The sequence below is a fragment of the Kocuria sp. KKT182 genome (assembly GCF_055635395.1).
Genome location: NZ_CM145757.1, coordinates 3,608,383 through 3,623,906 on the forward strand (window position 1 = coordinate 3,608,383; position 15,524 = coordinate 3,623,906).

At 74.6% G+C, this 15,524-nt stretch carries 12 protein-coding genes; 7 read left to right on the forward strand and 5 right to left on the reverse strand.

Going from position 1 to position 15,524, the window contains the following annotated elements:
- Positions 1-33: 33 nt before the first annotated feature.
- From ACZ2G1_RS16760 to ACZ2G1_RS16775, 4 genes are all read right to left on the reverse strand, one after another.
- Complete coding sequence (locus ACZ2G1_RS16760) at positions 34-636, reverse strand: TIGR03085 family metal-binding protein (RefSeq protein WP_017832772.1); 603 nt, start codon at positions 634-636, stop codon at positions 34-36.
- Positions 637-738: 102 nt separating this feature from the next.
- Complete coding sequence (locus tag ACZ2G1_RS16765) at positions 739-1,194, reverse strand: DUF3817 domain-containing protein (RefSeq protein ID WP_035926853.1); 456 nt, start codon at positions 1,192-1,194, stop codon at positions 739-741.
- A complete protein-coding gene (locus ACZ2G1_RS16770; protein WP_115162338.1) occupies positions 1,181-3,139 on the reverse strand; it encodes an ABC transporter ATP-binding protein in 1,959 nt (652 codons plus the stop codon). The genes ACZ2G1_RS16765 and ACZ2G1_RS16770 overlap by 14 nt, the downstream gene beginning before the upstream one ends.
- Positions 3,139-4,872, reverse strand: a complete 1,734-nt coding sequence (locus tag ACZ2G1_RS16775) for an ABC transporter ATP-binding protein (protein WP_470377179.1) — start codon at positions 4,870-4,872, stop codon at positions 3,139-3,141. Before ACZ2G1_RS16775 ends, ACZ2G1_RS16770 begins: the two co-directional genes overlap by 1 nt.
- Before the next feature lie 227 nt (positions 4,873-5,099).
- Here ACZ2G1_RS16775 and ACZ2G1_RS16780 point away from each other — a divergent pair, with 227 nt between their 5' ends.
- The 6 genes from ACZ2G1_RS16780 (at position 5,100) to ACZ2G1_RS16805 (ending at position 12,529) form a co-directional block, all read left to right on the forward strand.
- Entirely contained in the window at positions 5,100-5,891 is a 792-nt protein-coding gene (locus ACZ2G1_RS16780; RefSeq protein WP_017832768.1) for a DeoR/GlpR family DNA-binding transcription regulator, read from the forward strand.
- Entirely contained in the window at positions 5,888-6,862 is a 975-nt protein-coding gene (locus ACZ2G1_RS16785; RefSeq protein WP_017832767.1) for a 1-phosphofructokinase family hexose kinase, read from the forward strand. Before ACZ2G1_RS16780 ends, ACZ2G1_RS16785 begins: the two co-directional genes overlap by 4 nt.
- A gap of 69 nt (positions 6,863-6,931) precedes the next feature.
- The gene (locus ACZ2G1_RS16790) at positions 6,932-9,055 is read left to right on the forward strand and encodes a PTS fructose transporter subunit IIABC (protein ID WP_095650825.1); all 2,124 of its coding nucleotides are present in this window, start codon (positions 6,932-6,934) and stop codon (positions 9,053-9,055) included.
- A 69-nt stretch (positions 9,056-9,124) separates the two neighbouring features.
- Positions 9,125-10,825, forward strand: coding sequence for a phosphoenolpyruvate--protein phosphotransferase (gene ptsP / locus ACZ2G1_RS16795; RefSeq protein ID WP_031282639.1), 1,701 nt, complete (start codon positions 9,125-9,127; stop codon positions 10,823-10,825).
- An 81-nt stretch (positions 10,826-10,906) separates the two neighbouring features.
- Positions 10,907-11,185, forward strand: coding sequence for an HPr family phosphocarrier protein (locus ACZ2G1_RS16800; protein ID WP_017832764.1), 279 nt, complete (start codon positions 10,907-10,909; stop codon positions 11,183-11,185).
- 141 nt (positions 11,186-11,326) lie between these two features.
- Positions 11,327-12,529 carry an ATP-grasp domain-containing protein gene (locus ACZ2G1_RS16805; RefSeq protein WP_109243236.1) on the forward strand — a complete coding sequence of 401 codons (1,203 nt, stop codon included), beginning with the start codon at positions 11,327-11,329 and terminating at the stop codon, positions 12,527-12,529.
- A 12-nt stretch (positions 12,530-12,541) separates the two neighbouring features.
- On the opposite strand, the gene murJ is transcribed toward ACZ2G1_RS16805, so the two are convergent.
- Positions 12,542-14,092, reverse strand: a complete 1,551-nt coding sequence (gene murJ, locus ACZ2G1_RS16810; RefSeq protein ID WP_035926867.1) for a murein biosynthesis integral membrane protein MurJ — start codon at positions 14,090-14,092, stop codon at positions 12,542-12,544.
- Positions 14,093-14,395: 303 nt separating this feature from the next.
- On the opposite strand from murJ, the gene ACZ2G1_RS16815 reads away from it, so the two are divergent.
- Positions 14,396-15,478: a lipid II:glycine glycyltransferase FemX gene (locus tag ACZ2G1_RS16815; protein ID WP_109222507.1), complete on the forward strand. Its 1,083-nt coding sequence runs from the start codon at positions 14,396-14,398 to the stop codon at positions 15,476-15,478.
- Positions 15,479-15,524 lie beyond the last annotated feature (46 nt).

Genomic DNA, 15,524 nt, shown 5'->3' on the forward strand with positions numbered 1-15,524 from the left:
CGGTCCCCCTCCGTCGTCGGTGCGGGTCACGGGCTACTCGACGGACTGCTCCACCCGGGCCTGCTCCCGGCGGCCCAGGGCCCACAGCACCAGCTCGCTCGGCACGGCGCGCAGCACGCGCACGGTCCCCGTCCTGCCGCGGCCGCCGCGCACCGCGCCGTAGGACGGGGCGATGAGCACCACGGTGTCCTCCTCGTCCTTGAGCACCACCTTGGCCAGCAGGCTCAGGGACCGCCACAGGGCCTGCTCCTCGTCGTGCAGCAGCGGGCGCTCGTGCCAGTCGGGCTGGGCCCGGCGGACGTCCTCGTGGTGGACGAAGTACTCCACGGTGTTGATCCGCTTGTCCACCGGTCCGAGCCGCGCGGGCGAGTACAGCGGCGGGTGCTCCACCTTCCGCACGAGCTCCTCCCAGGGCTGGCCGGCGACGGCCTGCTCGGCGCGGCGGGCGCGCTCGCCCAGCACGGGCACCCGCGGGAGCACCTGGCCGGCCAGGACGTCCGGCCGCCCGGAGCGCACGACGAGGTGCACGGCGAGGTCGCGGGTCCTCCAGCCCTCGCACAGGGTCGGGGCGTCGGGGCCCAGTCGGCGCAGGAGCGCGGCGAGGTGCCGGCGCTCGACGTTGGCGAAATTGGTCACGTGGATCCTCCTCGTGGCGCCGCCGTCGGTCGGCGGGGCCGTCCTGATGTCCACGCTATACCGGGTGCGTGCCCGCCAGGAACCGGCGCGGCCGGGCCGGGCTCAGCCGCGGGGGACGGGCGGGCCCAGGTACAGGAGCACCGAGGTGAGGCCCGCCACCACGACCGCGCCCGCCGCCACGGCCAGCCATGGGCTGCGGAGGGACCAGGCCTCCAGCCGCTCCGGCACGGTGGTGGGACGGTCGCCGCCGGGGGCCAGGCGCCAGCCGCCGTCGAGCCGGCCCGTGCGCTCGGCGCGGCGCTCGAAGGGGATCGTGGCCCAGGGGACGACCGCGCTGGCCAGGCCCAGGGCCCCGAAGCCCGCCGACCACCGCTGGTCCACCCAGACGAAGCAGGTCACCACGCAGTAGCCGAGGAACACGACCCCGTGCAGCATGCCGAAGACGGGCACGAAGGCATCCGAGACCCCCGTGTACTTCAGGACCATGCCGAGGATCAGCAGCGTCCAGGTCACCGCCTCGGCGAGGGCGAAGCGGCCGTAGAGCTCACGGGGTGTCATGGGTGGTGCTCTCCTGCACGTCGAGGGGCTGCTGGTCGGTGGGGGCGTCGTCGGGGACCGCCGGAGCCGCGAACTGGCTCGCGTGCAGCGCGGCGTACGCGCCCCGGGCGGCGAGCAGGTCGTCGTGGGCGCCCCGCTCCACGATCCGGCCGTCCTCCATCACCAGGATGATATCCGCGTCGCGGACGGTGGAGAGACGGTGCGCGATGACGAACGAGGTCCGGTCGCTGCGCAGCGCGGCCATGGCCTGCTGCACGAGCACCTCGGTGCGGGTGTCCACCGAGGACGTCGCCTCGTCCAGGATCAGCAGGGAGGGGTCGGACAGGAAGGCCCGGGCGATGGTGATGAGCTGCCGCTCGCCCACGGACACGTTGCTGCCCTCCGGGTCGATCACGGTGTCGTAGCCCTCCGGCAGCGCGCGCACGAAGCGGTCCACGAGGGTCGCCCGGGCGGCCTCGAGCACCTCCTCGTCCGTGGCGTCCAGCCGTCCGTAGCGGATGTTCTCCCGGATGGTCCCGCCGAACAGCCAGGCGTCCTGCAGGACCATCCCGACCCGGGAGCGCAGCTCGGCGCGGGAGAGGTCGGTGATGTCCACGCCGTCCAGCGTGATCCGCCCGGCGTCGAGCTCGTAGAAGCGCAGCACCAGGTTCACGAGCGTCGTCTTGCCGGCGCCGGTGGGCCCCACGACGGCCACGGTCCGGCCGGGGAGCGCCTCGAAGGTCAGGTCCTGGAGGAGCGGGGCCCCCGGGACGTAGGAGAAGGAGACGTGCTCGAAGCGCACCCGGCCGGGGGACCGTTCGGGCAGGCGGGCGCGGGCGGTGTCGGCATGCTGCTCCGGGGCGTCGAGCAGCTCGAAGGCGCGCTCCGCGGAGGCCACCCCGGACTGCAGGGTGTTGGCCATGCCCGCCATCTGGGACAGGGGCTGGGTGAACTCCCGCGAGTACTGGATGAACGCGGTCGCCGCCCCGAGGCTCAGCTGCCCGGAGGCCACGCGCAGCCCGCCGAGCACGGCGATGCCCACGTAGGAGAGGTAGGAGATGAACTGCATGACGGGCATGATCGTGCCGGAGACGAACTGTGCCCCGAAGGCCGCCCGGTACAGCTCCTCGTTGCGCTCGTCGAAGCGCTCGGCCATCTCCTGCTCGCGGCCGAAGACCCTGATCAGCTCGTGGCCGGAGAACGAGTCCTCGATGTGCCCGTTGAGGGCGCCGGTGGCGCGCCACTGCTCCGTGAACAGGCGCTGGGCGCGCACCCCGATGAACCCGGCGGCCCCCGCGGACAGGGGGAGGGCGACCAGGGCCACGAGCGCCAGCTGCCACGACACCACGAACATCATGATCACGATCCCCACCACCGTGAGCAGGGACTGGACCAGCTGGGCGAAGGAGTGCTGCAGCGCCGTCTGGACGTTGTCGACGTCGTTGGTCACCCGCGAGAGCACGTCCCCGCGCTCACGGGTGTCGAACCACCCCAGCGGCAGCCGGTTCAGCTTGTCCTCGACCGCGCTGCGCAGGTCGTGGACCACCTGCATGACCAGGCGGTTGAGCAGCCAGCCCTGCGCCCACATCAGCAGCGAGGCCACCAGGTACATGACCAGCACCGCCGCGATCAGCCGGGCGAGCGCGGAGAAGTCGATCCCCGCCCCGGGGACGACGTCCGCGGCGGAGACCAGGTCCGCGAGGTTCTGCTCGCCCCGGTCCCGCAGGTCCTGGGCCACCTCCGCCCGTGTCGCGCCCGCGGGCATGTCCCGGCCGAGCACCCCCGTGAAGATCACGTCCATCGCCCGGCCCAGGACGAGCGGGGCCCAGACGTTGAGCGCCACGGACACGGTCCCGGCCAGGAGGACGAGCACCAGCGCCCGCCGCTGCGGGGCGAGCAGGCCCAGCAGTCGTCCGGCGGAGGACCAGAAGCGCTGGGGCCTGCGCGGCGGGGCGGGCGCGGCCATCAGGCCACCTCCTCCGCGCGGGTCTGCGACTCGACGATCTCCCGGTAGGTGCCGGAGGTGGCCAGCAGCTCGTCGTGGGTCCCGCGCGCCGTGATCCGCCCGGCGTCCAGGACGAGGATCTGGTCCGCGTCCCGGACGGTGGACACGCGCTGGGCCACGACCAGGACGGTCGCGTCCCGGGTGGCCGGCACGAGGGCGGCGCGCAGCCGGGCGTCGGTGGCCACGTCCAGGGCGGAGAACGAGTCGTCGAAGAGGTACACCACCGGGCGGGCCACCAGCGCCCGTGCGATGCACAGCCGCTGCCGCTGCCCGCCGGAGACGTTGACGCCGCCCTGGGCGATCGGGGCCTCGAGCCCCCCGGGCATCCGGCGGACGAAGTCCTCCGCCTGCGCGGTGCGCAGCGCGGTCCAGAGCTCCTCGTCCGTCGCCCCGGCGTCCCCGAGCCGGAGGTTGGAGGCCACGGTGCCGGAGAACAGGTACGGCCGCTGCGGCACGAGGGCCACCCGGGCGGCGATCTGCTCGTGGGACAGCCGGGGCAGCGGGACGCCGTCGAGCTCCACCGTGCCCCCGGTGGGGTCCAGCAGCCGGGGGACGAGGTGCAGGAGGGTGGACTTGCCCGACCCGGTGGCGCCCACGACGGCGGTCGTCCGGCCCGGTCCGGCCCGGAAGCCCACGCCCTCCAGCACGGGCAGCTCCGCCCCGGGGTACCGGAACGTCACGTCGCGCAGCTCCACCGCGCCGGTCCGGGAGGCGGGGACCACGGGCGCGGCGGGCTCCCGAAGGGAGGGCTCGGTGCGCAGGACCTCGGTGATGCGCTCGGCGCACACCATGGCGCGCGGGACCATCATCACCATGAAGGTCCCCATCATCACGGCCGTCAGGATCTGCAGGAGGTACTGCAGGAACGCGGTGAGCGAGCCGACCTGGATCTGCCCGGCCCCCACCCGCTGGCCGCCGAACCACAGCACGGCAGCGGTGGCCAGGTGCAGGATCATGGTGATGACCGGGAACATCAGCACGAACAGGGAGCCGATGCGCACCGACACGTCGGTGAGCTCCCGGTTGGCGGCCGCGAAGCGGCGGCGCTCGTGGTCCTCCCGCACGAAGGCCCGCACCACCCGGATGCCGACGATCTGCTCGCGCAGCACCGCGTTGATCCGGTCGATCCGCCCCTGCATGAGCCGGAAGAGGGGCATGAGCAGGCCCACCAGCACGCCCACCGCGATCCCGAGCACGGGCACCGACACCCACACGAGCCAGGAGAGCCCGGCGTCCTCCCGGAGGGCCATCACGATCCCGCCGGCGCACATGATGGGCGCCGCCACCATGAAGTTGAGCCCCATGAGCACGAGCATCTGGATCTGCTGGACGTCGTTGGTGCCCCGCGTGATGAGGGTGGGGGCCCCGAAGCCGTTGACCTCCCGGGAGCCGAAGGAGCCGACCTGCCGGTGCACGGCGCGGCGGAGATCGCGGCCGGTGCCCATCGCTGCCCGGGCCGCGCAGTACACCGCGGCGACGGCGGCCGCCACCTGCAGGAGCGCGACGCCGAGCATCACCTCCCCGACGCGCAGGATCAGGCCGGTGTCGCCCCGGACGACGCCCTCGTGGATGATCCGGGCGTTGAGGCTCGGCAGCAGCAGCGCGGCGATCGTGGCGACCAGCTGGAGCGCGACGACGGCCAGGACCCACGGCAGGTAGCGGCCGGTGTGCTGCCGGACGAGACGGAGAAGCATGGGCGTCCGCTCCTGGTGGCGGGACGGGCGGGGCGGACCGGGCGGTCCGTGATCCAGGCTACGCCGGGACGCGGACACCGTGCCCCGCCCGGTCGGCCGGGGCCTCGCCGCCGATTGCGGCCTTTCGTGAAGTGGATCACCACAACCCCTGGTAAAACCACACGAACTCACATAAACTCAAGGGAACGCAAAGACAGTCCATCGTTCCCGTCCGTGAGGTGCACGCCATGTTCGCAGAAGAACGCCAGGCCGAGATCGCCGAGCTGGTGCTCACGACTCGCCGGGTCAACGGCGCGGACCTGGCACGCCGCTTCGACGTCACCATGGAGACGGTCCGGCGCGACCTCGCGGCCCTCGAGGCCGCGGGCAGGCTCCGCAGGGTGCACGGGGGCGCCGTCTCCGCGGACCAGTCGACGTCCGACGAGAAGGCCATCTCGTCCCGCAAGCACCTGAACACCCCGGAGAAGCGGCGGATCGCGCAGGCGGCGTTCGACCTCCTGCGCACCAGCGGGGCGGGGGCCGTCGTGCTCGACGCCGGCAGCACCGTTGAGGCCCTGGCCGACCTCATCGTCCGCACCGACTCCACCCTGCCGGACGGGCAGGAGCAGCTCATCATCACCCACGCCCTGCACATCGCCGCCAAGCTCGCCGACGCCTCGGGCATCGGGCTCGAGCTCGTCGGCGGGCGCGTCCGCAAGCTCACCTGGGCCGCCGCCGGCGGACGGGCCGCGGAGCACTACACCCGCCTGCGCCCGGACCTCGCGTTCGTGGGCTGCAACGGGATCCACGCCGCGTTCGGGCTGAGCACCCCGGACCCCATCGAGGCGGTCGTCAAGACCGCCATCATCCAGACCTCCCGCCGGGTCGTGGTCCTCTGCGACTCGGCCAAGCACGATCAGGAGACCCTCATGCGCTTCGCGTCGCTGGACGAGATCGACACCCTCATCACCGACCGGGCCCCCGGTCCCGAGCTGGCCGCCGCCCTCGAGGAGGCCGACGTCGAGGTGGTGATCGCGTGATCCTCACCGTCACCCTCAACCCGTCCCTCGACCGCACGGTCGAGCTCCCGGCGCCGCTGCGCCGCGGCGCCGTCCAGCGCGCCGACGGCGCCCGGCAGGACGCCGGCGGCAAGGGCGTGAACATCTCCCGGGCGCTGCGCGCAAGCGGCGTCCCGACCCTGGCCGTGCTGCCGGGCGACCCCGGCGATCCGCTGCTGGCGGAGCTCACCGCGGCCGAGGTCCCCTACGAGGCGGTCCCCGTGGGCGCCCCGATCCGCTCGAACATCACGATCACCGAGCCGGACGGCACCACCACCAAGATCAACGCCCCGGGTGCGCCGCTGGGCACCGAGCACGTCGACGCCGTCGTCGAGCTCCTGGTGGACCGCGGCGCGGACGCCTCCTGGGTGGTCCTGGCCGGCTCGCTGCCGCCCGGCGCCCCGGAGGACGTCTACGCCCGGATCGTCCGCCGGGTCCGCACGGCCCTGGGGGAGCGCTCGCCCCTGTTCGCCGTGGACACCTCCGGGGCGGCGCTGCAGGGCGCCGTGTCCGGCGACGACGCCCTGCCCGACCTCATCAAGCCCAACGGCGAGGAGCTCGCCGAGCTCGTCGGGACGGTCGACGGCGAACGGCTCGAGGCGGACCCCGACCTCGCGGCCGCCACCGCCGCCGCGCTCGTGGACCGCGGCCTGGGCGCGGTCCTCACGACCCTCGGGGCCGGCGGGGCCGTGCTCACCGTCCCGGAGGGCTCCTGGCACGCCGTCCACGCCCCCGTGGCCGTGCGCTCCACCGTGGGCGCCGGCGACAGCTCGCTCTCGGGCTACCTCATCGCCCAGGAGCGCGGGGACGCGGCGCCGGAGTGCCTGCGGCAGGCCGTGGCCTCCGGGTCCGCGGCGGCCGCGCTGCCGGGCACCCGGGTCCCCACCCTCTCCGAGACCACCCCCGAGGCGGTCACCGTGCGGGAGCTCCCCGCGCGCGCCGTCTCCGGCTGAACCGAACCACTCCACCCCACCTCATCCGAACCACCCGGGCCACCGGCCCGGCCGCTCAAGGAGGACATCGTGTCCGAGCTCATCACTCCCGACCTGGTCTCGCTCGACCAGGACCTGGGAGCAGACAAGGAATCCGTCATCGGCCGGCTCGCCGCCCTGGTGCAGCGCACCGGCCGCGCCGAGCAGCTCGACGGGCTGCTGGCGGACGCCATCGCCCGCGAGAACAAGACCGCCACCGGCATCCCCGGCGGCATCGCGATCCCGCACTGCCGCTCCGCCGCCGTGACCGAGCCGACCCTGGTCATGGCCCGGCTCGCGCAGGGCGTCCCCTGGGGCGCCAAGGACGGCCCCGCCGACATCGTCTTCTTCATCGCGGCGCCCGAGGGCGCCGACCAGACGCACCTGAAGCTGCTGGCCAAGCTCGCCCGCTCGCTGATGAAGAAGGACTTCGTGGCCGCCCTGCGCGCCGCGCGGTCCGAGCAGGAGGTCGTCCGGATCGTCGACGACGCGCTGGGGCTCGGCGGGACCGCCGAGGGCGCCTCCGCGACCGGCCCGGCGACCGCCGGCGCCACGTCCGCCGCCGCGGTGCCCGCCTCGGTCGACGCCCGGGCCGCGGACGGGGGCGCCGCGCCGGCGTCCGCCGCCCCGGCCGCGGGCGACGCCGGCCCGCACGCCGGCAAGAAGATCGTGGCCGTCACGGCCTGCCCCACCGGCATCGCCCACACCTACATGGCGGCGGACGGGCTGACCTACGCCGCCGAGGACATGGGGGTCGACCTCCAGGTCGAGACCCAGGGCTCCGCCGGCTTCACCAAGCTGGACCCCGCCACGATCGCCGCGGCGGACGCGGTGATCTTCGCGACCGACGTCGACGTCCGGGACCGCGCCCGGTTCGCCGGCAAGCCCTTCGTCGCCTCGCCGGTCAAGCGCGGCATCGACGAGCCGAAGGTCATGATCGAGGAGGCCCTCGCCAACGCCGGGAACCCGAACGCCCCGCGCGTGCAGGGAGGGGCCGGCGGGGACGCCGACCAGGGCGCCACCGGCGGCGCGAACGAGGGCTGGGGGACCCGCATCCGCAAGGCCGTGATGACCGGTGTCAGCTACATGATCCCGTTCGTGGCCGCGGGCGGGCTGCTCATGGCCTTCGGCTTCATGGTGGCCGGGGCGGACATCGCCAACATCGCCGACGACGTGCTGACCGGCTCCACCATCTGGAACCTCGGCGAGTTCACCCTCGCCCAGTACATCGGCGCGGTCCTGTTCAAGATGGGCAACCTGGCCATGAGCCTGCTGGTGCCCGCACTGGCCGGCTACATCGCCTACGGCCTGAGCGACCGTCCCGGCATCGCCCCGGGCTTCGCGGCCGGCCTGGTCGCGAACTTCATGGGCGCCGGGTTCCTCGGCGGCATCGTCGGCGGTCTGCTGGCCGGTCTCGCCGCCTACTGGCTGGCGCAGCCCCGGCTGCCCCGCTGGCTGGGCTCGCTGATGCCCGTGGTGATCATCCCGCTGCTCGCCACGATCTTCGCCGCGGGCCTGCTGCTGCTGGTCCTGGGCGGGCCGATCGCCACCTTCATGGCGTGGCTGACCGAGGTCCTCAACGGCATGACCGGTGCCAGTGCGCTGGCGCTCGGCGCGATCCTCGGCCTGATGATGGGCTCGGACCTGGGCGGGCCGATCAACAAGGTCGCCTACACGTTCGCCGCCGCCGGCCTCGGGGCCGCGACCGTCGCCAACACCGCCCCGCAGGAGATCATGGCCGCGGTCATCGCCGCCGGCATGGTGCCCCCGCTGGCCATGGCCCTCGCCTCGACGGTGGCCAAGCGCTACTTCACGGTGGCCGAGCGGGAGAACGGCAAGGCCGCGTGGCTGCTGGGAGCCTCCTTCATCTCCGAGGGCGCCATCCCGTTCGCCGCGGCCGACCCGCTGCGCGTGCTCCCCGCGTCCATGGTCGGCGGCGCCGTGACCGGCGCGATCAGCATGGCCACGGGCGTCACCTCCGCCGCGCCGCACGGCGGGGTGTGGATCCTGCCGGTGATCGGCAACCCGCTGATGTTCCTGCTCGCGGTGGTTGTCGGTACCGTGGTCACAGCAGGCATCGTCGTCGCCCTCAAGCACGTGGGCGGTGCGCACGGCCGGGTGGCCGACGCCACCCGCTCGCGCGAGGATGCCGCCGCTGTGCCGACCACCGCCTGAGCGGTGCGCACGGGCCCCGACCGGGGCCCGTGCGCACCGATCCGAGCCTTCTCGAGGAAGAGGAACACGATGCAGACACTGACAGGCGTGGGGGTGTGCGCGGGCCGCGTCATCGGCGAGCTCGTGAGCATGCCGGAGCCGGTCTCCGAGCCGGCCGCGGGGCTGATGCTGCGGGACGAGGAGCCCGAGGCGGCGGTGGCCCGGCTGCACACGGCCGCCGCCGCGGTCAAGGCCGAGCTCAAGCGCCGCGCCGAGGTGGCGACCGAGAAGGACGCCGCGGACGTGCTCAAGTCCACCGCGCTCATGGCGGGGGACAAGGCACTGCTGAAGAACGCCGCGAAGCTCGTCAACGGCAAGGGGCTCGCCCCCGAGCGCGCCCTGTGGGAGGCCGCGAGCGACTACGCGGACCAGATGCGCGCCCTGGGCGGGTACATGGCCGAGCGCGCCGCGGACATCGAGGACGTCCGGGCGCGGCTCGTGTCCCAGCTCCAGGGGCTGCCCATGCCGGGCGTGCCGCAGCGGGACGTCCCGTTCGTGCTGACCGCCGAGGACCTCGCGCCCGCCGACACGGCGACCCTGGACCCCGAGATGGTCCTGGCCCTCGTCACCTCCGGCGGCGGCCCGCAGTCCCACACGGCCATCCTGGCCCGCAACCTCGGGCTCCCCGCGGTCGTGGCGGCCCGGGGCGTCGAGGCGCTCGCCGACGGCACCCGCGTGTTCGTGGACGGCGCCACCGGTGAGATCCGCACCGAGCCCGGCGCGGACGAGCAGGAGCTCGTGGAGGCCTGGGTGCGCAGCGCCGCGGCGCGCGAGGCCTTCGACGGCCGCGGCGTGCTCTCGGACGGCACCGAGATCCCGCTGCTGGCCAACGTGGGCACCCCCGAGGACGCCCGCACGGCGGCCGCGGCCGGGGCCCAGGGCGTGGGGCTGCTGCGCACCGAGTTCTGCTTCCTGGGCCGGGACAAGGAGCCCTCGGTCGAGGAGCAGGTGGAGCAGTACACCGCGATCCTCGAGTCCTTCGCCGGCAAGAAGGTCGTGGTCCGCACGCTCGACGCCGGGGCGGACAAGCCGCTGCCCTTCCTCACCGACACCGCCGAGCCGAACCCCGCGCTCGGGGTCCGGGGCTACCGCACGGACCGCTCCGTGCCGGGCGTGCTCGCCCGGCAGCTCGAGGCGATCGCGCTGGCGGAGAAGGCCACGGACGCGGACGTGTGGGTCATGGCGCCGATGATCGCCACGCCCTCCGAGGCCCGGGACTTCGCCGTGATGGCGACCGCCGCAGGCCTGCGGGTGCCCGGGGTCATGGTCGAGACGCCGTCCGCGGCCGTCACCGCCGACCAGATCCTGCGCCACGTCAAGTTCGTGTCCCTGGGCACCAACGACCTGACCCAGTACACGATGGCCGCCGACCGGATGATGGGCTCCCTCGCGGAGCTCAACAACCCGTGGCAGCCCGCCGTGCTGCGGATGATCCGGTACACCGTGGAGGGCGCCCGCCGGGCCGAGTCCGAGGGCGCCGGTCCGCGCAACGTGGGCGTCTGCGGCGAGGCCGCGGCCGACCCCGCGCTCGCCGTGGTGCTCGTGGGCCTCGGGGTGCACACCCTGTCCATGAGCCCCCGCGGACTGGCCGCGGTCGCCGCCGTGCTGCGCAGCGTCGACCTCGCCACCGCCCAGGCCCTCGCCGAGGTCGCGATCGAGCAGCCCAGCGCGGAGGAGGCCGCCGCCGCCGTGCGGACCGAGCTCAGCGTGCTCGCCGAGCTCGGCCTCTGACCCACCGACCGCACCGTTTCCGCACCACCCCAACCACCGGGGCCCGTCACCCAGGGCCCCGCAACCCGAAGGAGCACCACCATGGCAGAACGCACCGCCACCATCGCCTCGTCCGTCGGCCTGCACGCCCGTCCCGCCGCGATCTTCGCCGAGGCCGCCGGGGAGTACGACCTCGACATCACGATCGCCGCCGAGGGCGAGCCCGAGGACGAGGCGATGGACGCCTCGAGCGTGCTGTCCCTCATGTCCCTCGGCGCCGGCCAGGGGGACAAGGTCGTCCTCCGCGCCGAGGGCGCGGGCGCCGACGACGCGCTCGACGCGCTCGTGCAGATCCTCGAGACGGACCACGACGCCGAGTAGGACCCCGCCGCACCGTCCAGCCACGGCGCCCGCCCACCGCACGGTGAGCGGGCGCCGTCGCGCGTGCCGACCCGCCGCACCGACCTCTCACGTGCTCCGACTACCGTGGAGGGGATGCCCGCACTCTCCGATGGAGGACCGATGACCGCCGATCGACCACCGCTCGACCACCGCCGCCGGGAGCCGGAGCGCGCCGCGCAGGCCCCGCGGCGGGCCCTCGTCGTGGGCACGGGCCGGGACCGGGGGGCCCTCGCGGCGGCGCGCGCCCTCGAACGGGCGGGCTGGCGCGTGGGCGTCGGCACCCCGGACGGACCGGGCATGCTCGGCGCCACGCGGGCGGCCGCGGCCCGCCACGAGGTGCCCCGCCCGCGCGGGGACGGCGCCCGCTTCATCGACGGGGTCCGCCGGGCGGTCGCGGAGGGGTCCTACGACGTCGTCTTCGGCGCCGGCGACGACTGGATGGCCGCGGTCTCGGCCTACCGCCAGCACCTCCCGGCGGCGGTGGCGCACCCGGGCCCGGACGTGGTCGCGGAGGCCCTCGACAAGGTCGGGCTCGCGGACCGGGCGGCCCGGGCGGGCCTCGCCGCCCCCCGGACGCTGGCGGCCACGGACGAGGCGCTCGCCGCCTGGGACGGCCCGCTCGTCGTCAAGTGCCGGGCGCACTGGGCGCCCGGGCAGACCCGGCCCCACCGCATCGAGGCCAAGCTCTTCCCGGACGCCCCCGCCGCCGCCGGACAGGTGCGGCGGATCCGCGAGGCCGGTGCCGAACCGGTGCTGCAGGTGCCCGTGCGCGGCACCCTCGGGGCCCTCATCGGGGTCCACCACGACGGCCGCCTGCGCGGCCGGGTGCAGCAGACCACCTCCCGGCTGTGGCCCACGCCCAACGGCGTCTCGGCCCGTGCGCAGACGGTGCCCGTCGACGAGGAGCTCGCGGCGCGCGCCGAGGTGCTGCTGCGCGACCTGGGCTGGTGGGGCCTCGTGGAGCTGCAGTTCCTCACCGGGGACGACGGCGTCCCGCAGCTCATCGACCTCAACGGCCGCTTCTTCGGCTCGATGGCCCTGGCCGAGGCCGCCCGCCCCGGGCTGGCCGACGCGTGGGGCCGGCTGGTGCTCGGCGCGCCCGTGCCGGAGCTGCCGGACGCCCGCCCCGGGGTCCGCTACGCCTGGCTCGCCGGGGACCTGCGGCGGGCCTCCGTGGAGCGCCGCGGCGGTCTGGCCGCGGACGTCGCCGACACCCTCCGCTGGGGCCGCGGCGCCCAGCACAGCGTGTGGGACCTGCGCGATCCCGGACCCACGTGGCACCTGGCCACCTGGCGGCTCAGGAACGGCGCCCGCTCCGGGTAGGGCGGCGCCGCGTCAGCGCCTCCGGCGCAGCGTCCGCAGCGTCTCGCCCACGAGCAGGCGCTCGGGAGCCCGCAGCACGACGAGCCCGAGCAGGTACGTCCCGCCCACCACGGCGGCGCAGAGCGCCGCGAGCACGAACGAGGGCAGCTCCGCCAGCGCCTCCCGCGCACCCAGCCCTGCGGCGCCGGCGACGGCCGCCAGCACGAGCGCCCGCGCCACCAGTGCCGTCGTCGCCCTGGCGTCCAGCCCGGCGTGCCGCCGGTGCAGCAGCCACGCGTTGAGCAGCGCCGCCACGACCAGGGACGCGGTCGTGGCCGCGGCGATGCCGGCGAGGCCCAGCACCGGGGCCAGCAGGACGTCGCCGACCACGTTGACGACCATCGCCAGCACCGCCACGACCACGGGCCCGCGGGAGTCGCCGATGGCGTAGGACGCGCGGACCACCACCTGGCGGAAGCCGAGCGCGAGCAGCGCCGGCGCGTACCAGGCGACCGCGGTGGCCGTCGCCGCGACGTCCCCGTCGTCGAACGCGCCGTGCCCGAAGGCCGTGGCGACGAGGGGTCCGGCCGCGACCACGAACACCGCGCACACCGGGGCGAGCACGGTGACGACCACGGACAGCCCGCGGTCGACGAGCCGGCGCAGCTCGGGCCGGTCGTCCGCGGAGGCGCCCAGGGCCGGGTACAGGGGGACGAGCAGGGCCGCGATGACGAGGGTCTCCGGCAGGTCGACCAGGCGCCAGCCGTAGGTCAGCGCCGTGATCGTGCCGTCCTCGAGGGTGGAGCCCACCGCCCGGTCGACGAGGGTGTTGATGTTGACCACGGCGTTGCCCACCAGCATGGGCGGCACGAGCCGGGCGATCTCCCGGAAGCCCGGGTCCCGCAGGTCCCACCGGGGCCGGAGCCGGGAGCCGAGCGCCCGCACGGGGGGCACCTGCATCAGCAGCCGCGCCGCCGAGCCCACCACGTAGCCCACGGCGAGCGCCGAGACGCCGTACCGGGGCCCGAACAGACCTGCCGCGGCGATCATGACGAGGTTGAACGGGACGCCCTGCAGGGAGGACCACGCGAAACGGCCGTGGGCCTGGACGAGCGAGGCCAGCAGGTCCGTGCCGGCCACGAGCACCGTCGCGACGAGGACGATCCGGGTGAGCGAGGCGGCCGTGGCGGTCTGGGCGTCGTCGAACCCGGGGGCGAGCAGGGCCGTCACCGGTTCCGCGAGCAGCCCCGTCACCACGGCGGCCAGGCCGAGGAGGACCACGGTGACGGTGAGGGAGACCTCGAAGCCGCGGTGGCCGCGGCACCCCGTGCCGTCGGCGCGCTCCCGGGCGGCCTCCCGCGAGGTCACGGGGGTCACGGAGCGCGCCATCGCCCAGGCGATCAGGCCGAGGACGACGTTCAGCACGCCTTGGGCCACCAGCCACGCGTCGAGCTCGGCGCCCGCGCCGAAGACGGCGCCGACGACGACGTCCCGGGCGAATCCCAGCACGGTGGAGACGGCGGTCAGTCCGGTCACGAGGACCGCGGCGCGGGCGATGCTCCAGCGCCCGCCCGGTCCACCCACGGCTCCCGCCACCTCCCTGGTCCGGACCGCGCCGGGGATCGGAGCGGACCTGCCGGTGCGCGCCGCGGACCTGCCGGTGCGAACCGCCTGAACAGAATACACAGCGCGGCACCCGGCGCCGCCCCGGGCCCGTCCCGGGCCCGCCGCGGGGACGGGAACGGGGGCGCGGCGCCCGACCGGCACGGCTCAGAGGCCCCTCAGGCCCGCGCGGTTAGACTGACCGGGGCCGGCCCCCGCCGGCGCACCGGCCCGCCGGCCACCCCCGGCCGGCCGGCCCCGACGACCCCGACGATTGAGAGAGCCTTGCGAGAGTTCACCGCACGCTTCGCCACCGCCCAGGAGATCGAGGCCTGGGACACCCACGTCACGGCGAACCCGCACGGCGGCAACCTGCTGCAGTCGGCGTCCTTCGCGGACGTCAAGGCGGACCACGGCTGGCGGCCCCTGCACCTCGTGCACGAGCCCGCCGACGGCGGACAGGCGTCCTACAACCTCGTCCTCGAAAAGGCGGTGCCCGCCCTCGGCAAGCTCTGGTACATGATCAAGGGCCCGGACGTCGCCTCCGTCGACGACATCCCCGGGATCGCAGCGGCCAGTGCCCGGCTCGTGGCCGAGCAGCGGCTGAACGTCTTCGCGATCAAGATCGAGCCGGACGTCCTGGACTCCGACTACGCCCGCGGCGTGCTCGCGCGGGCGGGGCTGAAGAAGTCCTTCAACATCCAGCCCAACGACTCCACGGCGGTCCTCGACACCGACCGGGACGAGGAGGCCGTGCTGAAGTCGCTGCACTCCCGCGGGCGCAACGCCGTCCGGCGGGCCCTGCGCGAGGGCTGCACCGTCGAACGCGTCGAGCTGACCGAGCAGAACATGCGCCGGATGTACGCGCTCATGGACACCGTGGGGCAGGGGGACGCGAACGTGAACCTGCGCTCCTACGAGTACTACGCGAAGTTCTGGACGGCGTTCGAGCAGGCCGGCCAGGGGCGGCTGTACTTCACCTACGAGGACGGCGAGCCCTCGGTGGGCGCCTACGTCATCGCCTACGGCACCAAGGGCACCTACAAGGACGGCGGCTCGAAGCCCCGGCGCCGCCAGTACGGTGACTCCCACCTGCTGCAGTGGACCGCGATCACGGACCTCATGCGGGAGCACGGGATCGTCGAGTACGACTTCTGCGGCACCCCGCCGAGCGACCAGCTCAAGAACAAGGAGCACCCCTACTACGGTCTGGGGCTGTTCAAGACGAGCTTCACCAAGACCGTGGTCGACTTCGTGGGCGTCCACGACCAGGTCCTGAGCCCCGCCAAGTACGCGGTGTGGACCAACGTGGCCGAGAAGGTCCAGCGCCAGCTGTGGGTCCGCCGCACGGGCCAGCCCTTCTACTGATCCGACCCCGACCCCGACCGCCCGCCGGGCCCCCGCCCCCGCGCCC

Coding starts and splice junctions, on each gene's coding strand:
- ACZ2G1_RS16765 (WP_035926853.1), bottom strand. CDS start 1,194: ATGACACCCCGTGAGCTCTACGGCCGCTTCGCCCTCGCCGAGGCGGTG.
- ACZ2G1_RS16770 (WP_115162338.1), bottom strand. CDS start 3,139: ATGGCCGCGCCCGCCCCGCCGCGCAGGCCCCAGCGCTTCTGGTCCTCC.
- ACZ2G1_RS16775 (WP_470377179.1), bottom strand. CDS start 4,872: ATGCTTCTCCGTCTCGTCCGGCAGCACACCGGCCGCTACCTGCCGTGG.
- ACZ2G1_RS16780 (WP_017832768.1), top strand. CDS start 5,100: ATGTTCGCAGAAGAACGCCAGGCCGAGATCGCCGAGCTGGTGCTCACG.
- ptsP (WP_031282639.1), top strand. CDS start 9,125: ATGCAGACACTGACAGGCGTGGGGGTGTGCGCGGGCCGCGTCATCGGC.
- ACZ2G1_RS16800 (WP_017832764.1), top strand. CDS start 10,907: ATGGCAGAACGCACCGCCACCATCGCCTCGTCCGTCGGCCTGCACGCC.
- ACZ2G1_RS16805 (WP_109243236.1), top strand. CDS start 11,327: ATGACCGCCGATCGACCACCGCTCGACCACCGCCGCCGGGAGCCGGAG.